16 protein-coding genes and 1 tRNA gene are annotated in these 15,275 nt (G+C 39.0%); 13 read left to right on the top strand and 4 right to left on the bottom strand.

The window, feature by feature from the left end; genetic code table 11:
* Positions 1 to 55: 55 nt before the first annotated feature.
* From queA to V6260_RS06290, 7 genes are all read left to right on the top strand, one after another.
* Positions 56 to 1,087 (top strand): tRNA preQ1(34) S-adenosylmethionine ribosyltransferase-isomerase QueA, encoded by a 1,032-nt coding sequence (gene queA, locus V6260_RS06320; protein ID WP_341593191.1) that lies wholly within the window; start codon positions 56 to 58, stop codon positions 1,085 to 1,087.
* A gap of 183 nt (positions 1,088 to 1,270) precedes the next feature.
* Positions 1,271 to 2,395, top strand: coding sequence for a tRNA guanosine(34) transglycosylase Tgt (gene tgt, locus V6260_RS06315; protein WP_341593190.1), 1,125 nt, complete (start codon positions 1,271 to 1,273; stop codon positions 2,393 to 2,395).
* A gap of 25 nt (positions 2,396 to 2,420) precedes the next feature.
* On the top strand, positions 2,421 to 2,756 hold the full coding sequence (gene yajC / locus V6260_RS06310; protein ID WP_341593189.1) for a preprotein translocase subunit YajC: 336 nt from the start codon (positions 2,421 to 2,423) through the stop codon (positions 2,754 to 2,756).
* Positions 2,757 to 2,775: 19 nt separating this feature from the next.
* Positions 2,776 to 4,635: a protein translocase subunit SecD gene (secD, locus tag V6260_RS06305; RefSeq protein WP_341593188.1), complete on the top strand. Its 1,860-nt coding sequence runs from the start codon at positions 2,776 to 2,778 to the stop codon at positions 4,633 to 4,635.
* Positions 4,636 to 4,644: 9 nt separating this feature from the next.
* Complete coding sequence (gene secF / locus V6260_RS06300) at positions 4,645 to 5,592, top strand: protein translocase subunit SecF (protein WP_341593187.1); 948 nt, start codon at positions 4,645 to 4,647, stop codon at positions 5,590 to 5,592.
* A gap of 174 nt (positions 5,593 to 5,766) precedes the next feature.
* On the top strand, positions 5,767 to 7,554 hold the full coding sequence (locus tag V6260_RS06295; protein ID WP_341593186.1) for a bifunctional diguanylate cyclase/phosphodiesterase: 1,788 nt from the start codon (positions 5,767 to 5,769) through the stop codon (positions 7,552 to 7,554).
* Between the two features lie 18 nt (positions 7,555 to 7,572).
* Entirely contained in the window at positions 7,573 to 8,382 is an 810-nt protein-coding gene (locus V6260_RS06290) for a transporter substrate-binding domain-containing protein (protein WP_341593185.1), read from the top strand.
* Positions 8,383 to 8,445: 63 nt separating this feature from the next.
* Here V6260_RS06290 and suhB read toward each other — a convergent pair whose 3' ends face one another.
* Complete coding sequence (suhB, locus tag V6260_RS06285) at positions 8,446 to 9,249, bottom strand: inositol-1-monophosphatase (RefSeq protein ID WP_341593184.1); 804 nt, start codon at positions 9,247 to 9,249, stop codon at positions 8,446 to 8,448.
* Positions 9,250 to 9,492: 243 nt separating this feature from the next.
* Here suhB and V6260_RS06280 point away from each other — a divergent pair, with 243 nt between their 5' ends.
* Positions 9,493 to 9,909, top strand: a complete 417-nt coding sequence (locus V6260_RS06280) for a VOC family protein (protein WP_341593183.1) — start codon at positions 9,493 to 9,495, stop codon at positions 9,907 to 9,909.
* A 40-nt stretch (positions 9,910 to 9,949) separates the two neighbouring features.
* Here V6260_RS06280 and V6260_RS06275 read toward each other — a convergent pair whose 3' ends face one another.
* Positions 9,950 to 10,612 (bottom strand): LiaF domain-containing protein, encoded by a 663-nt coding sequence (locus tag V6260_RS06275; RefSeq protein ID WP_341593182.1) that lies wholly within the window; start codon positions 10,610 to 10,612, stop codon positions 9,950 to 9,952.
* 318 nt (positions 10,613 to 10,930) lie between these two features.
* On the opposite strand from V6260_RS06275, the gene V6260_RS06270 reads away from it, so the two are divergent.
* From V6260_RS06270 to V6260_RS06260, 3 genes are all read left to right on the top strand, one after another.
* Positions 10,931 to 11,494, top strand: coding sequence for a BON domain-containing protein (locus tag V6260_RS06270; RefSeq protein WP_341593181.1), 564 nt, complete (start codon positions 10,931 to 10,933; stop codon positions 11,492 to 11,494).
* A gap of 64 nt (positions 11,495 to 11,558) precedes the next feature.
* Positions 11,559 to 11,717 (top strand): YqaE/Pmp3 family membrane protein, encoded by a 159-nt coding sequence (locus tag V6260_RS06265; protein ID WP_004587604.1) that lies wholly within the window; start codon positions 11,559 to 11,561, stop codon positions 11,715 to 11,717.
* Positions 11,718 to 11,964: 247 nt separating this feature from the next.
* Positions 11,965 to 12,041: transfer RNA gene (locus V6260_RS06260), tRNA-Ile, on the top strand.
* Between the two features lie 218 nt (positions 12,042 to 12,259).
* Here V6260_RS06260 and V6260_RS06255 read toward each other — a convergent pair.
* Complete coding sequence (locus V6260_RS06255; RefSeq protein WP_341593180.1) at positions 12,260 to 13,081, bottom strand: DUF4437 domain-containing protein; 822 nt, start codon at positions 13,079 to 13,081, stop codon at positions 12,260 to 12,262.
* A gap of 149 nt (positions 13,082 to 13,230) precedes the next feature.
* Here V6260_RS06255 and V6260_RS06250 point away from each other — a divergent pair, with 149 nt between their 5' ends.
* Positions 13,231 to 14,184, top strand: a complete 954-nt coding sequence (locus V6260_RS06250) for a LysR family transcriptional regulator (protein WP_341593179.1) — start codon at positions 13,231 to 13,233, stop codon at positions 14,182 to 14,184.
* Positions 14,185 to 14,219: 35 nt separating this feature from the next.
* Here V6260_RS06250 and V6260_RS06245 read toward each other — a convergent pair whose 3' ends face one another.
* On the bottom strand, positions 14,220 to 14,549 hold the full coding sequence (locus V6260_RS06245; protein ID WP_341593178.1) for a 5-carboxymethyl-2-hydroxymuconate Delta-isomerase: 330 nt from the start codon (positions 14,547 to 14,549) through the stop codon (positions 14,220 to 14,222).
* 208 nt (positions 14,550 to 14,757) lie between these two features.
* Here V6260_RS06245 and V6260_RS06240 point away from each other — a divergent pair, with 208 nt between their 5' ends.
* On the top strand, positions 14,758 to 15,243 hold the full coding sequence (locus V6260_RS06240) for a CreA family protein (RefSeq protein WP_002957817.1): 486 nt from the start codon (positions 14,758 to 14,760) through the stop codon (positions 15,241 to 15,243).
* Positions 15,244 to 15,275 lie beyond the last annotated feature (32 nt).

The raw sequence follows: 15,275 nt of genomic DNA, 5'->3' as shown, positions 1-15,275 counted from the left end.
TGATATCCGATACATATACACTTGGCGCGATTTTAAATGATGTGGATTACTAATTATGCGCGTGGCTGACTTTAGCTTTGACTTACCTGATGAATTAATAGCTCGTTTTCCTAAAGCGGATAGAACCAGTAGCCGCCTACTCACTTTAGATGGCCCAAGCGGAACTTTAGAACACAAAGTGTTTAGCGATATACTTGATTTAGTAAATGAAGGTGATTTATTAGTCTTTAACAACACACGCGTTATTCCAGCACGTATGTTTGGTCAAAAAGCCTCTGGCGGAAAAGTTGAAGTACTTGTAGAGCGAGTATTAGATGAACATCGCGTTCTTGCGCATGTAAGGGCAAGTAAGTCGCTTAAGGTCGGTAACGAGGTTATTTTAGAAGGCAAAGCCAAAGCAATAATGGTTGCACGTCACGATACGTTATTTGAGCTTGAGTTCGATCATAGCCAAAACGTGCTAGATACACTCAATGATATTGGCCATATGCCACTGCCTCCTTATATTGACCGACCGGATACCGATTCTGACCGTGAGCGTTACCAAACTGTTTATGGAGAAAAACCAGGTGCAGTTGCTGCACCAACTGCAGGTCTACATTTTGACGATAAGTTAATGACAGCACTGAAAGATAAAGGTGTAAACATGGCTTTTGTTACGCTACACGTTGGTGCTGGTACTTTTCAGCCAGTACGTGTTGATAGTGTTGATGAGCATGTAATGCACTCAGAGTACATAGAAGTACCTGATGACGTAGTTGCAGCTGTTGCGCAAACTAAAGCAAATGGTGGGCGTATAATTGCGGTAGGCACAACTTCAGTTCGTTCGTTAGAGTCGGCTGCTAAAGTTCATGGCGGCAAGTTAGATACGTATTTTGGTGATACTGATATATTTATTTTTCCGGGTTATCAATTTAATGTGGTTGATGCCATGGTCACTAATTTTCACTTACCAGAATCAACACTTATAATGTTAGTCAGCGCATTTAGCGGCCAAGACAATATTATGGGCGCTTATAATACTGCAATAGAGCAGAAGTACCGCTTTTTTAGTTATGGCGACGCGATGTTTTTAACGCGTAAGTAACAAAATATTGTTTAATACTCAGTAGAATGCATTAAAAACCCCAGCTTAGTTGTTGGGGTTTTTGTTTGTGGTAATTGTCTAAGCTGAATTTACCGCAGCTAATAGTATTAGTGAGGCAAAAAGGGTAGAATCGAGCGGTTAAATTATAGCTTGTTGGACTGTTTTTCCGACATTGAGGATGATATGAAATTTGAATTAGATTGTACTGACGGAAAAGCGCGCCGCGGCCGCTTGATTTTTGATCGTGGTGTAATAGAAACACCTGCTTTTATGCCTGTTGGTACTTACGGTACTGTAAAAGGTATGACGCCAGATGAAGTTAAAGCCACTGGTGCGCAAATATGTTTAGGTAATACCTTTCATTTAATGCTTCGCCCAGGTACTGAGATCATCAAGCAACATGGTGATTTACACGACTTTATGAATTGGGACTTCCCAATTTTAACTGACTCAGGCGGTTTTCAAGTATTTAGCTTAGGCGCAATGCGTAAAATTACTGAAGAAGGCGTTTTATTTCAATCTCCAGTAAATGGTGATGAAATTATGATGTCGCCAGAAAAGTCGATGGAAGTACAGCGCGACTTAGGCTCAGACATCGTTATGATTTTTGACGAGTGTACGCCATATCCAGCTACTGAAAAAGAAGCTAAAGATTCTATGGAGCTATCTCTTCGTTGGGCTAAGCGCTCAAAAGAAGGGCATGGCGATAATCCATCTGCTTTATTTGGTATTATCCAAGGTGGTATGTATCCAGAATTACGTGCACAATCACAAGCAGGTCTTGAAGAAATTGGTTTTGACGGTTATGCATTAGGCGGCTTATCAGTAGGTGAGCCTAAAAACGAGATGATGAACATCCTTGATCATTGTGCGTTTAAAATGCCAGAAGATAAGCCTCGTTACCTTATGGGTGTAGGCAAGCCAGAAGACTTAGTTGAGTCGGTTCGCCGTGGTATCGACATGTTTGATTGTGTTATGCCAACGCGTAATGCACGTAATGGTCACTTATTTATTACCACAGGTATTGTTAAAATTCGCAATGCAGTACACAAAAAAGATACAGGACCACTAGATCCTGAGTGTGATTGCCATACCTGTAAAAACTATTCACGAGCTTATTTGCATCACCTTGATAAATGTAACGAAATTTTAGGTGCGCGACTAAACACAATTCATAATTTACGTTACTATCAACGTGTTATGGAAGGTTTACGTAATGCGATTAGCGAAGGTAAATTAGAAGAATTTGTACAAGATTTTTATGCTCGCCGAGGCCAAGAAGTGCCAGAGCTTGCAGATATAAATTAAAATTTAAAAATATAGAGGAAGTATTATGAGTTTATTTATTTCGAACGCACACGCAGCAGCTGGTCAACCTGCAGCCGGCGGTGGCTGGGAAATGCTGATAATGTTGGCAGTTTTTGGTTTAGTTTTTTACTTTTTGATTTACCGCCCACAAGCTAAGCGCGTTAAAGAGCACAAAAGTTTAATGAGTGCTATGGCTAAAGGTGACGAAGTCCTTACCCAAGGTGGTTTAGTGGGTAAAATAGTAAAAATTTCTGAAGATAAAGACTTCATTGTTATCTCATTAAATGAGCAAGCTGAAGTAACAGTACAAAAATCTGCAGTATCAGCAGTATTGCCAAAAGGCACAATGAAGTCGCTATAAAAATAATAAGGACGACCCCGTGTTAAACAAGTTTCCAGTTTGGAAGTATTTACTTGTTTTAGCTGTGGTAGCCATTGGCCTTTTATATGCCTCTCCAAACTTGTATGGTCGCGATCCGGCTATACAAGTTTCAGGTGCTAAAGGCGCTGATGTCGATCTCAGTGTTGTAGACAAAGTAAATGCAATCTTAGAAAAAAATAATGTAACCGTTAAATCAACAATACTTGAAGATGGACAAATTTTAGTTCGTTTTAAAAATGTTGAAGAACAGCTAAAAGCGCACGACTTACTGCGCGATACGCTTAGTGATGATTACATTTCTGCTATTAATATGGCACCTGCCCAACCAGCTTGGCTAAAAGCGGTTGGTGGTAACCCTATGAAGCTAGGTCTCGATTTAAGTGGTGGCGTACATTTCACCATGGAAATCGACATGGCAACAGCGGTTGATAACCAACTTGAGCAAATGGAACAAGATTTTCGCAGTGATTTGCGCGAAGAAAAACTACGTTACCGTACTGTTCGCCGCGTAGCTGGTTCTGATCGTATGCGTGTAGAAATGCGTACCGAAGAGGACAAAAATGCAGCAGAGAGCTTCTTAGAAACTCGCTACCCGTTAAATGTCTATGTTGATGACAGCAGTAACGATAAAGCATTTTTTGCGACAATGAGTGAACAGAAACTCAAAGAAATTCGTGACTACGCCATTAAACAAAATGAAACAATTATTCGTAATCGTATCAACCAAATTGGTGTTGCAGAGCCAAACGTACAACGCCAAGGCGCTGAGCGTATTATTGTTCAGTTACCAGGTATTCAAGATACAGCGCGTGCTAAAGAAATTTTAGGCGCGACAGCAACACTTGAATTTCGTGAAGTAGACGAAAACGCTGATATTAGCGCAGCTGCTCAAGGTCGTATCCCAGCGGGTACTGAAATGATCATGAGCCGCGACGGTTATCCTGTTGTACTTAAAAAGCGTATTATTCTAGAAGGCAGTCATATTACTGGCGCGCAATCAGGCGCAGATGAATACCAACGCCCGCAAGTGAGTATTACGTTAGATAGCAAAGGTGGGGCAAAAATGAATGCCTTTACCAAACGTGCTATTGGTAAGCGTATGGCAACGGTATTCATTGAGTACAAGCCATCAGGTAAAAAAGATGCAGACGGTAAAGCGCTTCCGCCTATTAAGGTTGAAGAAGTTATTAACGTGGCAACGATTCAAGCACGCCTTGATCGCTCGTTCCGTATTACCGGCATTGATAATCCAGCAGAAGCACATAACTTAAGCTTACTACTTCGTGCTGGTGCACTTGTAGCGCCAATTCAAATTGTTGAAGAGCGCACAGTAGGTCCAAGCTTGGGCCAAGAAAATATTGAAGCGGGTATGACTGCGGTTGCACTTGGCTTTGCGTTTGTACTTGTGTTTATGCTTGTGTACTACAAAGGTTTTGGTATGGTTGCAAACCTTGCGCTTGCGGCTAACTTAGTACTAATTGTAGGTGTTATGTCTTTAATTCCGGGCGCTACACTTACGCTACCTGGTATTGCCGGTATTGTATTAACGGTAGGCATGGCGGTTGATGCTAACGTACTTATTTTTGAACGTATTCGTGAAGAGCTGGCCGATGGCCGTAGCCCTCAACAAGCGATTCATTTTGGTTACGATAGCGCATTTAGCACTATATTTGATGCTAACATCACCACACTAATTGCTGCCATTATACTGTTTGCAGTGGGCACTGGTCCAATTGCGGGCTTTGCAGTAACACTTGCGATTGGTATTTTAACTTCAATGTTTACAGCCATCGTTGGTACCCGTGCGGTCATCAACTTATTTGTTGGTGGTAAACGTATTGATAAACTCTCGATTTAAGGAGCTGACATGCAAATTTTAAGTTTGGGTAGTAGAACCCTTCGTTTCATGTCTCTTCGTAAAGTGGCCATGGGTTTTTCGACGCTATTAATTTTAGCATCGTTTGCATCAATTTTTGTTAAAGGTCTAAATTTTGGTTTAGATTTTACCGGCGGTACCGCGGTAGAAGTTGGTTTTTCACAACCAGCAGACCTTAAAAAAGTACGTGATGCACTAGCAGATAATGGTTTTGCTGATGCATCAGTGCAGCTATTTGGTTCAAGCCAAGAGATTTTAGTTCGCTTAGCACCACGTGGTAGCGATGTGAAAGCGGAAGTAATTGGTAACCAAGTAATTGATGCGCTTAAAAAAGCAGATGACAGTGTAGTAATGCGCCGTATTGAGTTTGTAGGCCCAAGTGTAGGTGAAGACTTAAAAGAGCAGGGTGGCCTCGCCATGTTAACTGCACTTATCTGTATCTTAATCTATGTTGCGTTTCGTTTTGAATGGCGTTTTGCTGTGGGTGCAGTAGGTGCACTACTACACGATGTTATTATTACTGTAGGTTTATTCTCTGTATTAGGTTTGGAGTTTGATTTAACTATATTAGCGGCAATTCTCGCGGTAATTGGTTATTCACTTAATGATACGATTGTTGTGTCTGACCGTATACGTGAAAACTTCCGTAAAGTGCGCATTGACGATACTGTCGAAATTATTGATTTGTCTTTAACGCAAACACTTAACCGTACACTTGTAACTTCAATCACCACTATTTTAGTATTGATTGCTTTGTTTGCATGGGGCGGACAAACCATTCATGGCTTTGCAACTGCATTGCTGTTTGGTGTGTTTATTGGTACTTATTCTTCGATTTATGTTGCCAGCTCTGTTGCTATAGCAATGGGTGTAAGCAAAGAAGATTTAATACCTGAAGTAATTGAAAAAGAAGGCGCAGACTTAGACGCAATGCCGTAAGAGAGTCTCAATAAATAAAAACCGCTCCAGTGAGCGGTTTTTTTATATCTATAGTTTATTGTTTTTAAGAACACATAATTGTTTTGGTGATTTATGATACTGATAAATTGCCATAAAAATGTCATATGAGATTGTTACTTTATTATTCTAATCAAATTGTAGTTAGGCAAACTCGTGACGGTTCAGCGTAAAGTCTTAGAATATATTTTAAATAATAGTGAAGTAACTACGTTGTTTCAGCCTATTTTTGATATTAATAATCAACTTATTTTAGGTTACGAGGCGCTTAGTAGAGGCCCTAGAAATAGCCCTTTGGAGATGCCTGGTAAGCTTTTTGAGATTGCACATGAACAAGGTTTAATCTCGGAGCTTGAATTATTATGTCGCTCAAAAGCAATCGAAAATTTTGTTAGGTTAAATTTGCAAGGCAAACTATTTTTAAATGTAAGCCCTAAAACGTTGCTCGATCCTTGCCATCCAAAAGGTGAGACTCTGCACTTAATCGAACACTTTGGTTTGTCTGCCAAGCGTGTAGTAATTGAAGTCACAGAGCAAGAAAAGGTTGATGACGGTTTCTTGCTTCTAAAAACTATCGCTCATTATCGGGCACTCGGTTTTACTATTGCTATTGATGACTTAGGTGCGGGTTATTCTGGTTTAAAGCAATGGTCAGAATTGTGTCCTGACTTTGTAAAAATAGATCGTTACTTCATCGATTATTGCGATCAAAGCGAAGTTAAAAAAGAGTTTTTAAAATCGATTACCGTATTAGCTAGGGCCACTAATACTGCAGTTATTGCTGAAGGAATAGAGCGAGTAGAAGAGTTGGCTTTAGTTAAAAGCTTAGGGATTCACTATATACAAGGCTTTTTATTAGAGCGGCCGAGTTTACAGCCTAGCTATGATTTTAATTCTGAGCAAATACAAACACTGAATTTTACTCAATCACAAGAGCAATTTGATAAATCTATGGCGATTGGATGGCTTGCTGTTGCACAGGAAGCTATAGATAGCGAAACTCGCTGTAAAGACGCTCATAAGGTTTTTGAGAAAAATAAATCGATTATTAGTATCCCTGTATTAGATAAAGAGAATCAACCCGTGGGGTTGCTTCATAAAGATCAACTCACCGAAGTATTTGCGGCATCCTATGGGCATGCACTTTATGATAAGCGGCCCGTTACAGAGCTAATGGATAAGCAGCCCTTAATTGTAGATGAAAATCAGATGCTTGATACCGTTAGCCAACAAATAACGGAGCAAGGTTTTGATATTCGGCGTCATATTGTTATAACTCGAGAGAGTCGTTATCTAGGTTTAGCGCCGCTTCGTGATATTTTAAAGCATATTACAGAAGAGAAAATTCGTCATGCGCAGCATGCTAATCCACTGACAATGTTACCAGGTAATGTTGCAATCAATGAAGCTATAGAGCAGAGGTTACGTGCCCAGCATAAGTTTTCATTAGCGTATATAGATCTTAATCATTTTAAACAATTTAATGATTTGTACGGCTATGCTAGCGGCGATAGTGTAATAAAATTATTAGCTGATGTAACAGTGCAAGCGTGTGAAAACAGTGCTAACTTTATAGGACACATTGGTGGTGATGATTTTATGGTTGTATTTGATCAAAATGATGCTGTTAATATTTGTAATATGATTATTCAGCAATTTGAATTACAGTCACGCGCATTTTTCACACCAGAGCACATTAAAAGTAAGGGGTACTGGGCTACAAATCGTGAAGGAGATAAACAATTTGTTCCTTTACTCACATTATCGATTGGTTTAGTTGAGCCAGATTTACAGCAATGTAAAAATAGTCATCAGGTTGCAGCACTGGCTACTGATGCTAAAAAAGAGGCCAAACGATATCGCCATAGTTATCTATTTATTTGTAAGCGCGGAAGCCCTGCTCCTGCAGTGATACGCTTCACAAGCAATAAACAGGTAATTTAAATAAAGCAGGTAATTATTATGTTGCCAATCAAAATTTCTATAAGTGTATTAAGCTTGTTAGTAAGTTTCGCACTCATAGCGCAAGAGCAGGTAATTAGTGTAGCTCAAAAGCAAGACATTCAAAACGCCCGAGAAGAGTATCTCAATGAGCTACTGGTACGTGCACTTGAGAGTGTTAACTATCCTGGGGTTATTAGGATGACTCCCATATCAGATCAACAAAAGCGCAAGTTAATAAATCTTAATGATAACGAACTAGATATGTATTGGAGTATGAGTAGCCCTGAGCGAGAAGCAGTTGCTTTGGCAATAAAAATTCCACTATTTAAAGGTTATATAGGGAAGCGAGCTTTATTAACGAATAAACAAAATGTAGTACGTTTTAAAGACGTAAAAACTCTTGATCAGTTAACTGCCTTTTCAGCTGTACAAGGGCACAACTGGCCAGATACAAGAATAATGTCGTACAACGGCTTACGAGTAAGGCCGCTTACCAATTACCAAGCCATGTTTACTTTAACGAGCCGTGGGCGAATAGATTATTTTCCTCGCTCGTTTATTGAGGTTAGCTCTGAGCTTATTGAAAGCAAACAAAGTAACTTAGTCATTGTGCCTAATTTATATATAAGCTATCCAACCGGTATTTATTATTTTGTGACTAAGAGTAAACCCGAATTGGCGAAGGCTGTTGAAGAGGGCTTAATATTGATGCAGAAAAACGGTGAGTTTGATGCGCTATTTAATGAATATTTCGCGAAGGATTTAAATACTTTACCGTATACAAAAGGCAAAACGGTTGAGATTAAACTCGATAATCCTTATTTTTAGACACAAAAAAAGGAGCTGAAGCTCCTTTTTAGTCATACCAATTACATTGGTATAAGCAGTTTATTAGCGAAGTAGCGACTCAGATAATACTGGACGAATTTCTCGAATAATTGCTTGAGTCAGTTTTGGTGAGCCACAGATAATATTTCCGCTGTGGTTGTAGTTATTACCACCGGCGAAATCTACAACCATACCGCCCGCTTCTTTAACCATTAGCTCGCCAGCAGCAGAGTTCCAAGGTTTTAAACCAATTTCAAAAAATCCATCAACACGGCCAGCTGCAACGTATGCCATATCTAAAGCAGAACAACCTGCGCGGCGAATATCGGCAGTGTGTACAAACAATGCTTTAAAAGCTTCTGTGTATGCATCCATGTGGTTTTTGTTTTTGAAAGGGAAACCAGTAGCAAGTACAGTGCCTGCAAGAACCGTTGTTTTGCTTACACGAAGACGTTTGCTATTAAGTTGTGCGCCTTGACCTTTAGAGGCCGTGAAAAGCTCACCACGAATTGGATCGTAAATAACGGCTTGGTCTAAACGACCTTTAACTTTAAGTGCAATAGAGATTGCGTAATGAGGGATACCTTTGATGAAATTAGTTGTTCCATCGATAGGATCTACAATCCATTGGTAATCTGCATCCTTGCCTTTGTGCTCACCTAGTTCTTCACCAACAATTGAGTGAGTAGGGTAAGACTGTAAAATTGTGTCGCGAATTACGGCTTCGGCTTCTTTATCAATGTTAGTTACTAAGTCGTTAGCGCCTTTTTGCTGCACTTCAACTTTTGATAAATCTTCACTTGCGCGAAGTAAAATTTTGCCTGCGTTGCGCGCAGCGCGAACCGCAATGTTTAACATTGGATGCATGGTATTACCTTTGGGTTGTAAAAGAACGTTTATATATTTCAGCCGGCGTATTTTAGCGACTTTTGACATAAAGTAAACAAAAACCCCAAATAAGTGCGGGTGTTTTTTATACAGTCCTGAAAGTGCATACCTTTTTTAAAGCATAATTATCTGTATTTAAATAAAATTAATTTTAAATAATACTTTACCTAAAGTTAAGTTGAGGTTTTATCGTAACCTCAACTTAAACAAATAAGGAAAGTTATGTATTTAGAACATATAAACTTAGTCGCGAGTGATATAGATAGTATGCTTAAATTTTACCAAGCTGTATTTCCGCATTGGTCAATCAGAAGTGAGGGTAGGGGTGATTGGCACGGAAAACCAAGACGCTGGGTACACTTTGGAGATGACACGCATTATATTGCGATAAGCAACCATGGTGAAGGTGAAAACAGAAACCTATCGGGCCATCAAGTTGGTTTTGCACACTTTGCTTATGTGACTAATAACTTAAATGATGTAGTGATACGCTTAAATAAAGCGGGTTTTGGGATAAGCAAGCAAGGTAGTGAGAACCCGTTTAGAAAAAATGTTTACTTTATTGATCCCGCCGGGTTTGAGGTGGAGTTTGTAGAGTATTTAAGTGATATACCCAGTGAGCGAAATAACGACTTATAACGATTTTTAGCACCGCAAAGCGCGGTGCTAAAATAGTGTGTTATGAGCGGTTGTTACCAGCGCCAAGCTGAGTTTTTAGTTCATTAGCAAAACTTATAAATTTTTCTTTAATTGTGCGTTTAACTTTTACTTCTACCGAACCCAATATAGCCTTGCCTTCAATGTGAATTGTTGGGCCTTGGCGCTTATTAAGCGATACCGACTTATTTTCAAAGCTGCTTAATGTACAAAACATTTTAGATACTACATTTACATGCTCTGGCACGTATATTTCGTCACTACCAAAAATACAGTTAACGTGAATAGTTACGTTTTGATGTGTAAATATAGCATCGGTAAAATCAAGTACTACAGAGCCCATATAGTTATGTAGATATATGCTTTTTGGTACAACCCATTGGCCACTTCGCTCATTAGAGCCCAATATGCTACGCAAAGTAAAGTCGTCATCGCTATTTTGTTGTGCACTGTAATTTGGAGAAAACTGCGAGTGTTTGTGTGCTTTATATTGTTGATCAGTGTTAAGTGTTAAATCCTCCACCAAGTCCATTAATGCTTCGTTTGAGCTTGCATCCATCGCTTCATCTAAACGTCGTTCAAATGCCTCTACAGAAATAACCCCGTGGCTGTAATTATAAATTAGCTGATCAATCACTTGCTCACGAACGTGTTCTATTGGGCGGTCTTCAATTTTTACAGACATTAGGAGCAATCCTTTTATTAAGCGAGTACAAACTAAAAAGCAATCAACGTACCAATATTAATACCCTTAATTATCAGTGGTTTAGTTTTGTTGTAGCACTTTTGTTTTTGTTATATTAACGATAGATTAACCAAAAGTGCAATTATCTAGCTATTTTCACTACTCAAGAAAGTTTTACCGATAAGTCTGTAAAACTTTACTCAAAGCTTGTGTGCCACAAATGTTGGTTATGGTTTAAGTTTATGATTTTTAATTAAAAATAAAGTTGGCCTAAAGCTCGCATTAACTAACTCGTCTTTAATCAAAAGGAGAAAGATTATGAAAACATTCAACAAATCTATGATTGCAGCGTTAGTTCTTGGTACTACAGCAATGGGTGCACAGGCAAGCAGCTGGGAAAACGAAAGTAAAGATGCTTGGATTGATGGTAAGGCAGAAACAGTGCTTCTGATGAACACTAATCTAAACAACTTTGACATTAACACTGATGTAAAAAATGGCAAGGTAGTACTTACAGGTAAAGTAAACAGCGACTTAGATAAAGAGTTAGCTGAAGAACTTGTAATTAGCCTAGATGGCGTAACGGACGTAGATAATAACTTAACTGTTGTTAAAGATATGGACGCGAAAACTACAGATACCGATATGGACACTGATGATAACGACTTAACAGACGCTAAAATTACCACGGTAATTACTACGCGCTTCTTATTCAATTCAGAGGTTGACGGTACAGATATCGATGTTGATACCGACAAGGGTGTAGTGAAGCTAAAAGGTTCTGTTGAATCTGAAGCTGAGAAGCAGTTAGCTGTAAAAATTGCTAAAAACGCTGAAGATGTTCGTGACGTAGTTGATGAATTAACTATCGTTGCTGAATAATACACTATACTAAAAGCCCAGCACTGCTGGGCTTTTTGCTTTGTTATTTTAAAGGAGTTACACCATGGATATAATTCGTATTATTTTGTCGATTTTATTGCCACCACTGGGCGTATTTTTACAAGTTGGTTTAGGTATGCACTTTTGGCTAAATATTTTACTAACACTACTGGGTTACTTCCCAGGCTTAATACATGCAATTTATATAATTGCCAAAAAGTAATGCCGCAAATTTATGTAATGTAAGCCGACCCCCCTAAACGGCTTACATACCTTCCTTACTTTAAATCCCCATATTTTTATATTATTGCCCACTAAAAAGATTACTATTTAAGCAGTTAGCTTACTGATTGTTAAAATAAAGGTTTTTGGTAGTGACAAGCCCTTAAAAAGTTTTTATACTGCAACCCGCTTTAGTCGCTCTGTGGCTAAACGCTTCAAAATTAACTGCCTTGCAGTTATATAAAGTTGGCCCCTTAGCTCAGTTGGTTAGAGCACACGACTCATAATCGTTAGGTCCCCAGTTCGAGTCTGGGAGGGGCCACCACTTTTCAAAGCTTTCTGTATTTTATTTCCTCCTTTCTTTATTAAATTTAAAAACTAAAACGATAAGTTTCAGTTATGACCATTGAAATAGATTAATAGGTTTGCGTACTTTTGTGCTTGTATTTTAGTATTCGAGAGGGGATAACTGTATTTTCAGATGAAGGTTTAAAGAAGTTAATAATTAGCCTCCAGCAATGACTTGGCAGAGGCGTTAGATATTTAATTAACTTGGTACTTACTGTTAGTACGAATGTAGATAGTTGTAGGCTTGTCGCCTTTATTTTCAAGTGAATGAGTAAAGCGGCCATTTGATTCTACATAGCTGCCAGCACTTAGGTTTTGGGCTGCGTTTTGCTCTTTTGAGTTGTAATTAACTGCGCCGGCAATAACCACTGCGCGAAACTCGCTAGCATCAGTGCTTATTTCACCTTTAAAGCCTGCAGGTAATTTGATCATTGAGCCATTCATATCGGCTGTGCTTCCCCATATATAAGTAGATTTAACACCGTCTACGTTTATGTCGTTTAAATCACTATCGCTTAACCATACAATGTTGTCTTTATGCAGGTTTAGCGGGCGTTCGCCATTATCAAACTGCTTTTTTGTTGGCTTTACTAAGTAAGGGCCTGAGTCTATTTCGAGGTATATTAAGTTAGTCGTACCATTTGCAGCAGTGGTGTGGTTTTCACCTGCTGGTTGTGTCCAGAATGAGCCTGCTGGCATCCACATTTTTTCAGCGGCGGGGTCGTCATTATGCATTTGCCCTTCAATAACAATACCGCGATAGGTGATGTTATGAATATGTGGTGGAGATTCAAACCCTTTCTTAAAGCGAACTAGCATACCTGTTGCAGTATCTGTTGTACGGTTACCCCAAAGATCGGCTGCGCCTGGGCTTTTATCGCCTCGAAGTGGGTTTAGGTAGCCCCAATCAATATTGCTAGCGGCAACTACTTTTGATGTGCTTTGCAGCGCAAGGGCAGGCGATGAGCTAAGTGTTGCTACAAGTGCAAGTGTTGATGCGTTTAGTAAAAATTTCATTTAATAGCTCTGTTAAGTTGGTATGTGTTTATAGTACGGTTTAAAATTCCCCCAATAAATGGGCAAATGTTCAATACACTTTCGCAAAAACGTGGATAATAGCTTTATAGTTAATATTTAATCCCTTAGTTGAATAGTAAGAGGTTTTGATGAAAATTGCTGACTTACAAGTATTGCTTAAAGTGGCAGAGCTACAATCTATTACGGCAGCTGCAAATCAATTAGATATGAGTTCATCGGCTGCAAGCGTATCTATAAAACGTATTGAAAAAGCACTTAACGCTCAGATTTTTGTACGTACCACAAGGCAAATACGTCTTACGTCTGAGGGGGAGCGTTATTTGCCGTTATGCCAACAAGCACTCCAACTGTTACAACAAGGCCAAGTACTGATTCACGAAGAGCAGCAGTCTATAAGTGGTGAAGTGCGCATGGCGGTTTCTTCAGAAATGGGCCGTAATTTAATGCGTTTTTTACTTAATAACATTATGGATAAATACAGAGAAGTAACTTTGCGCTTACAAGTTAGTGATAGCCGAGCCGACTTCTACCGTGATGGAGTTGATGTTGCTCTAAGGGCAATCACTAAAGATGCAGTAAAAGAGCTCAATTTATATGGTTTTAAAATTTGTGATATTCCTCACGTGTTGTGCGCATCGCCAAGTTATATTGCCAAGCACGGTGAGCCGTCAACGCCAGATGACTTACTTAATCATAATGCTCTTTTATATAAGTTATATGAAGTAGTTCACGATAGTTGGGATCTTTATAACGACGATCAAAAATTTAAAATTAAAATGAATAGCGACCGTGCAGTTAACGATGGCGATATTGTAAGGCGTTGGTGTATTGATGGAACCGGTATTGCCAAAAAATCAGCAATTGATGTCGCTCAAGATTTATTAAGCGGAAGGCTGCAAAGGCTAATGGCTGATTACAAAGTGCCGCTCACCGAAATGTGGTTAGTACTCCCTAGTAGGCAGCTTATTACTCCTGCTGTTAGGTTAATTCGCGATGAGTTAAAACACACAATTAATGAATTAAGACATCAGCTAATAGCTAAGGGAACTTTAACTACTGATGAGTGGCCTGCGATTATATAAAGTTTTATAGGCCACTGAATTTGTTTACTGAGAGATTAGTTTTTGCGATAAATTTCGTGCTGAATGTCGTAAATATTTACACTTAAGCTATCTGAATCACGGCAATATGTTTTTAAGCACGAAAGTAGCAGTTCGCTTAGCATTTGCTTTTGTTCAATTGAGCGCCCCGCCAATATATGTACCGCAATATGTATAAATCCTGATTTTCCTGCGCCTAGTTGATATTGCTGATAGGCAATAGCGCGCGTTTTTATGGTTTCTAACTCAAATAAATTGCTTTCAAAGGCGGTGTTGTGAATTTTTTCTACGAGAACTTGTGGTAATACAGGGAGATCTTCTGAGTGTTCAATAATAATATGCGGCATTACAGCGTTTCCTATTATGAGTTACTACTTGTGACGAGAGCCTTATTGTACCAAATACGTCCATACTCGCTAACCCCTCACTACATTAAAATGTTTACTTTAAACTAATTTAGTCGTATTTATTTTTGATGTTAGTATAAAAACAAACAGGTGGACCTTCGCTTAGTACTTATCTACTAAGTTACCTATATATTGATTAAGGATAAGTATGAAATTACCACAAAAATTTAAACGTTTAGCTTTACTTGCAGGTGCAATTGTTACGTTAAGTGCTTGCTCTGACGATGTTGCGTCGGTAAGCCTTGGGTTATTTACAACTAAAGATGTTGTGGTGAATTCGCAGCAAGATCCTATTGTTGAGGGCGTTACTTGTCATATTAGTCATATAGAGGCTAATTTGGATTTTTCTGATCCCTCTGATATGTCTATAGCGTGTCGTCAAACGGGGCCTATTACAGCGCAGCAACTACAAAAAATAGACCGTAGTAAATCGGGCGAGGTGATCTTTAAATCATCTAAAAGTATATTATTTAAATCACTAAAAGTGCGTCGTATTTACGATGCTGAAAATCGTACTTTATTGTACTTATCGTACTCAACTAAAGAATCCAGTGGTAGTCACCACCATGCGCTATCAACAGTACCGCTATACAATACTCAAGCGTGGGATTGGGCACTTACACAGAAAGACTAAACTAGCATTTAAGCTAGCACCTAAACTAAAAC

The sequence above is a fragment of the Pseudoalteromonas aliena genome (genome assembly GCF_038155085.1).
Taxonomy (GTDB): domain Bacteria; phylum Pseudomonadota; class Gammaproteobacteria; order Enterobacterales; family Alteromonadaceae; genus Pseudoalteromonas; species Pseudoalteromonas aliena_A.
The sequence above is the reverse complement of the archived record's forward strand: the minus strand, read 5'-3'. Positions and strand labels throughout refer to the sequence as shown.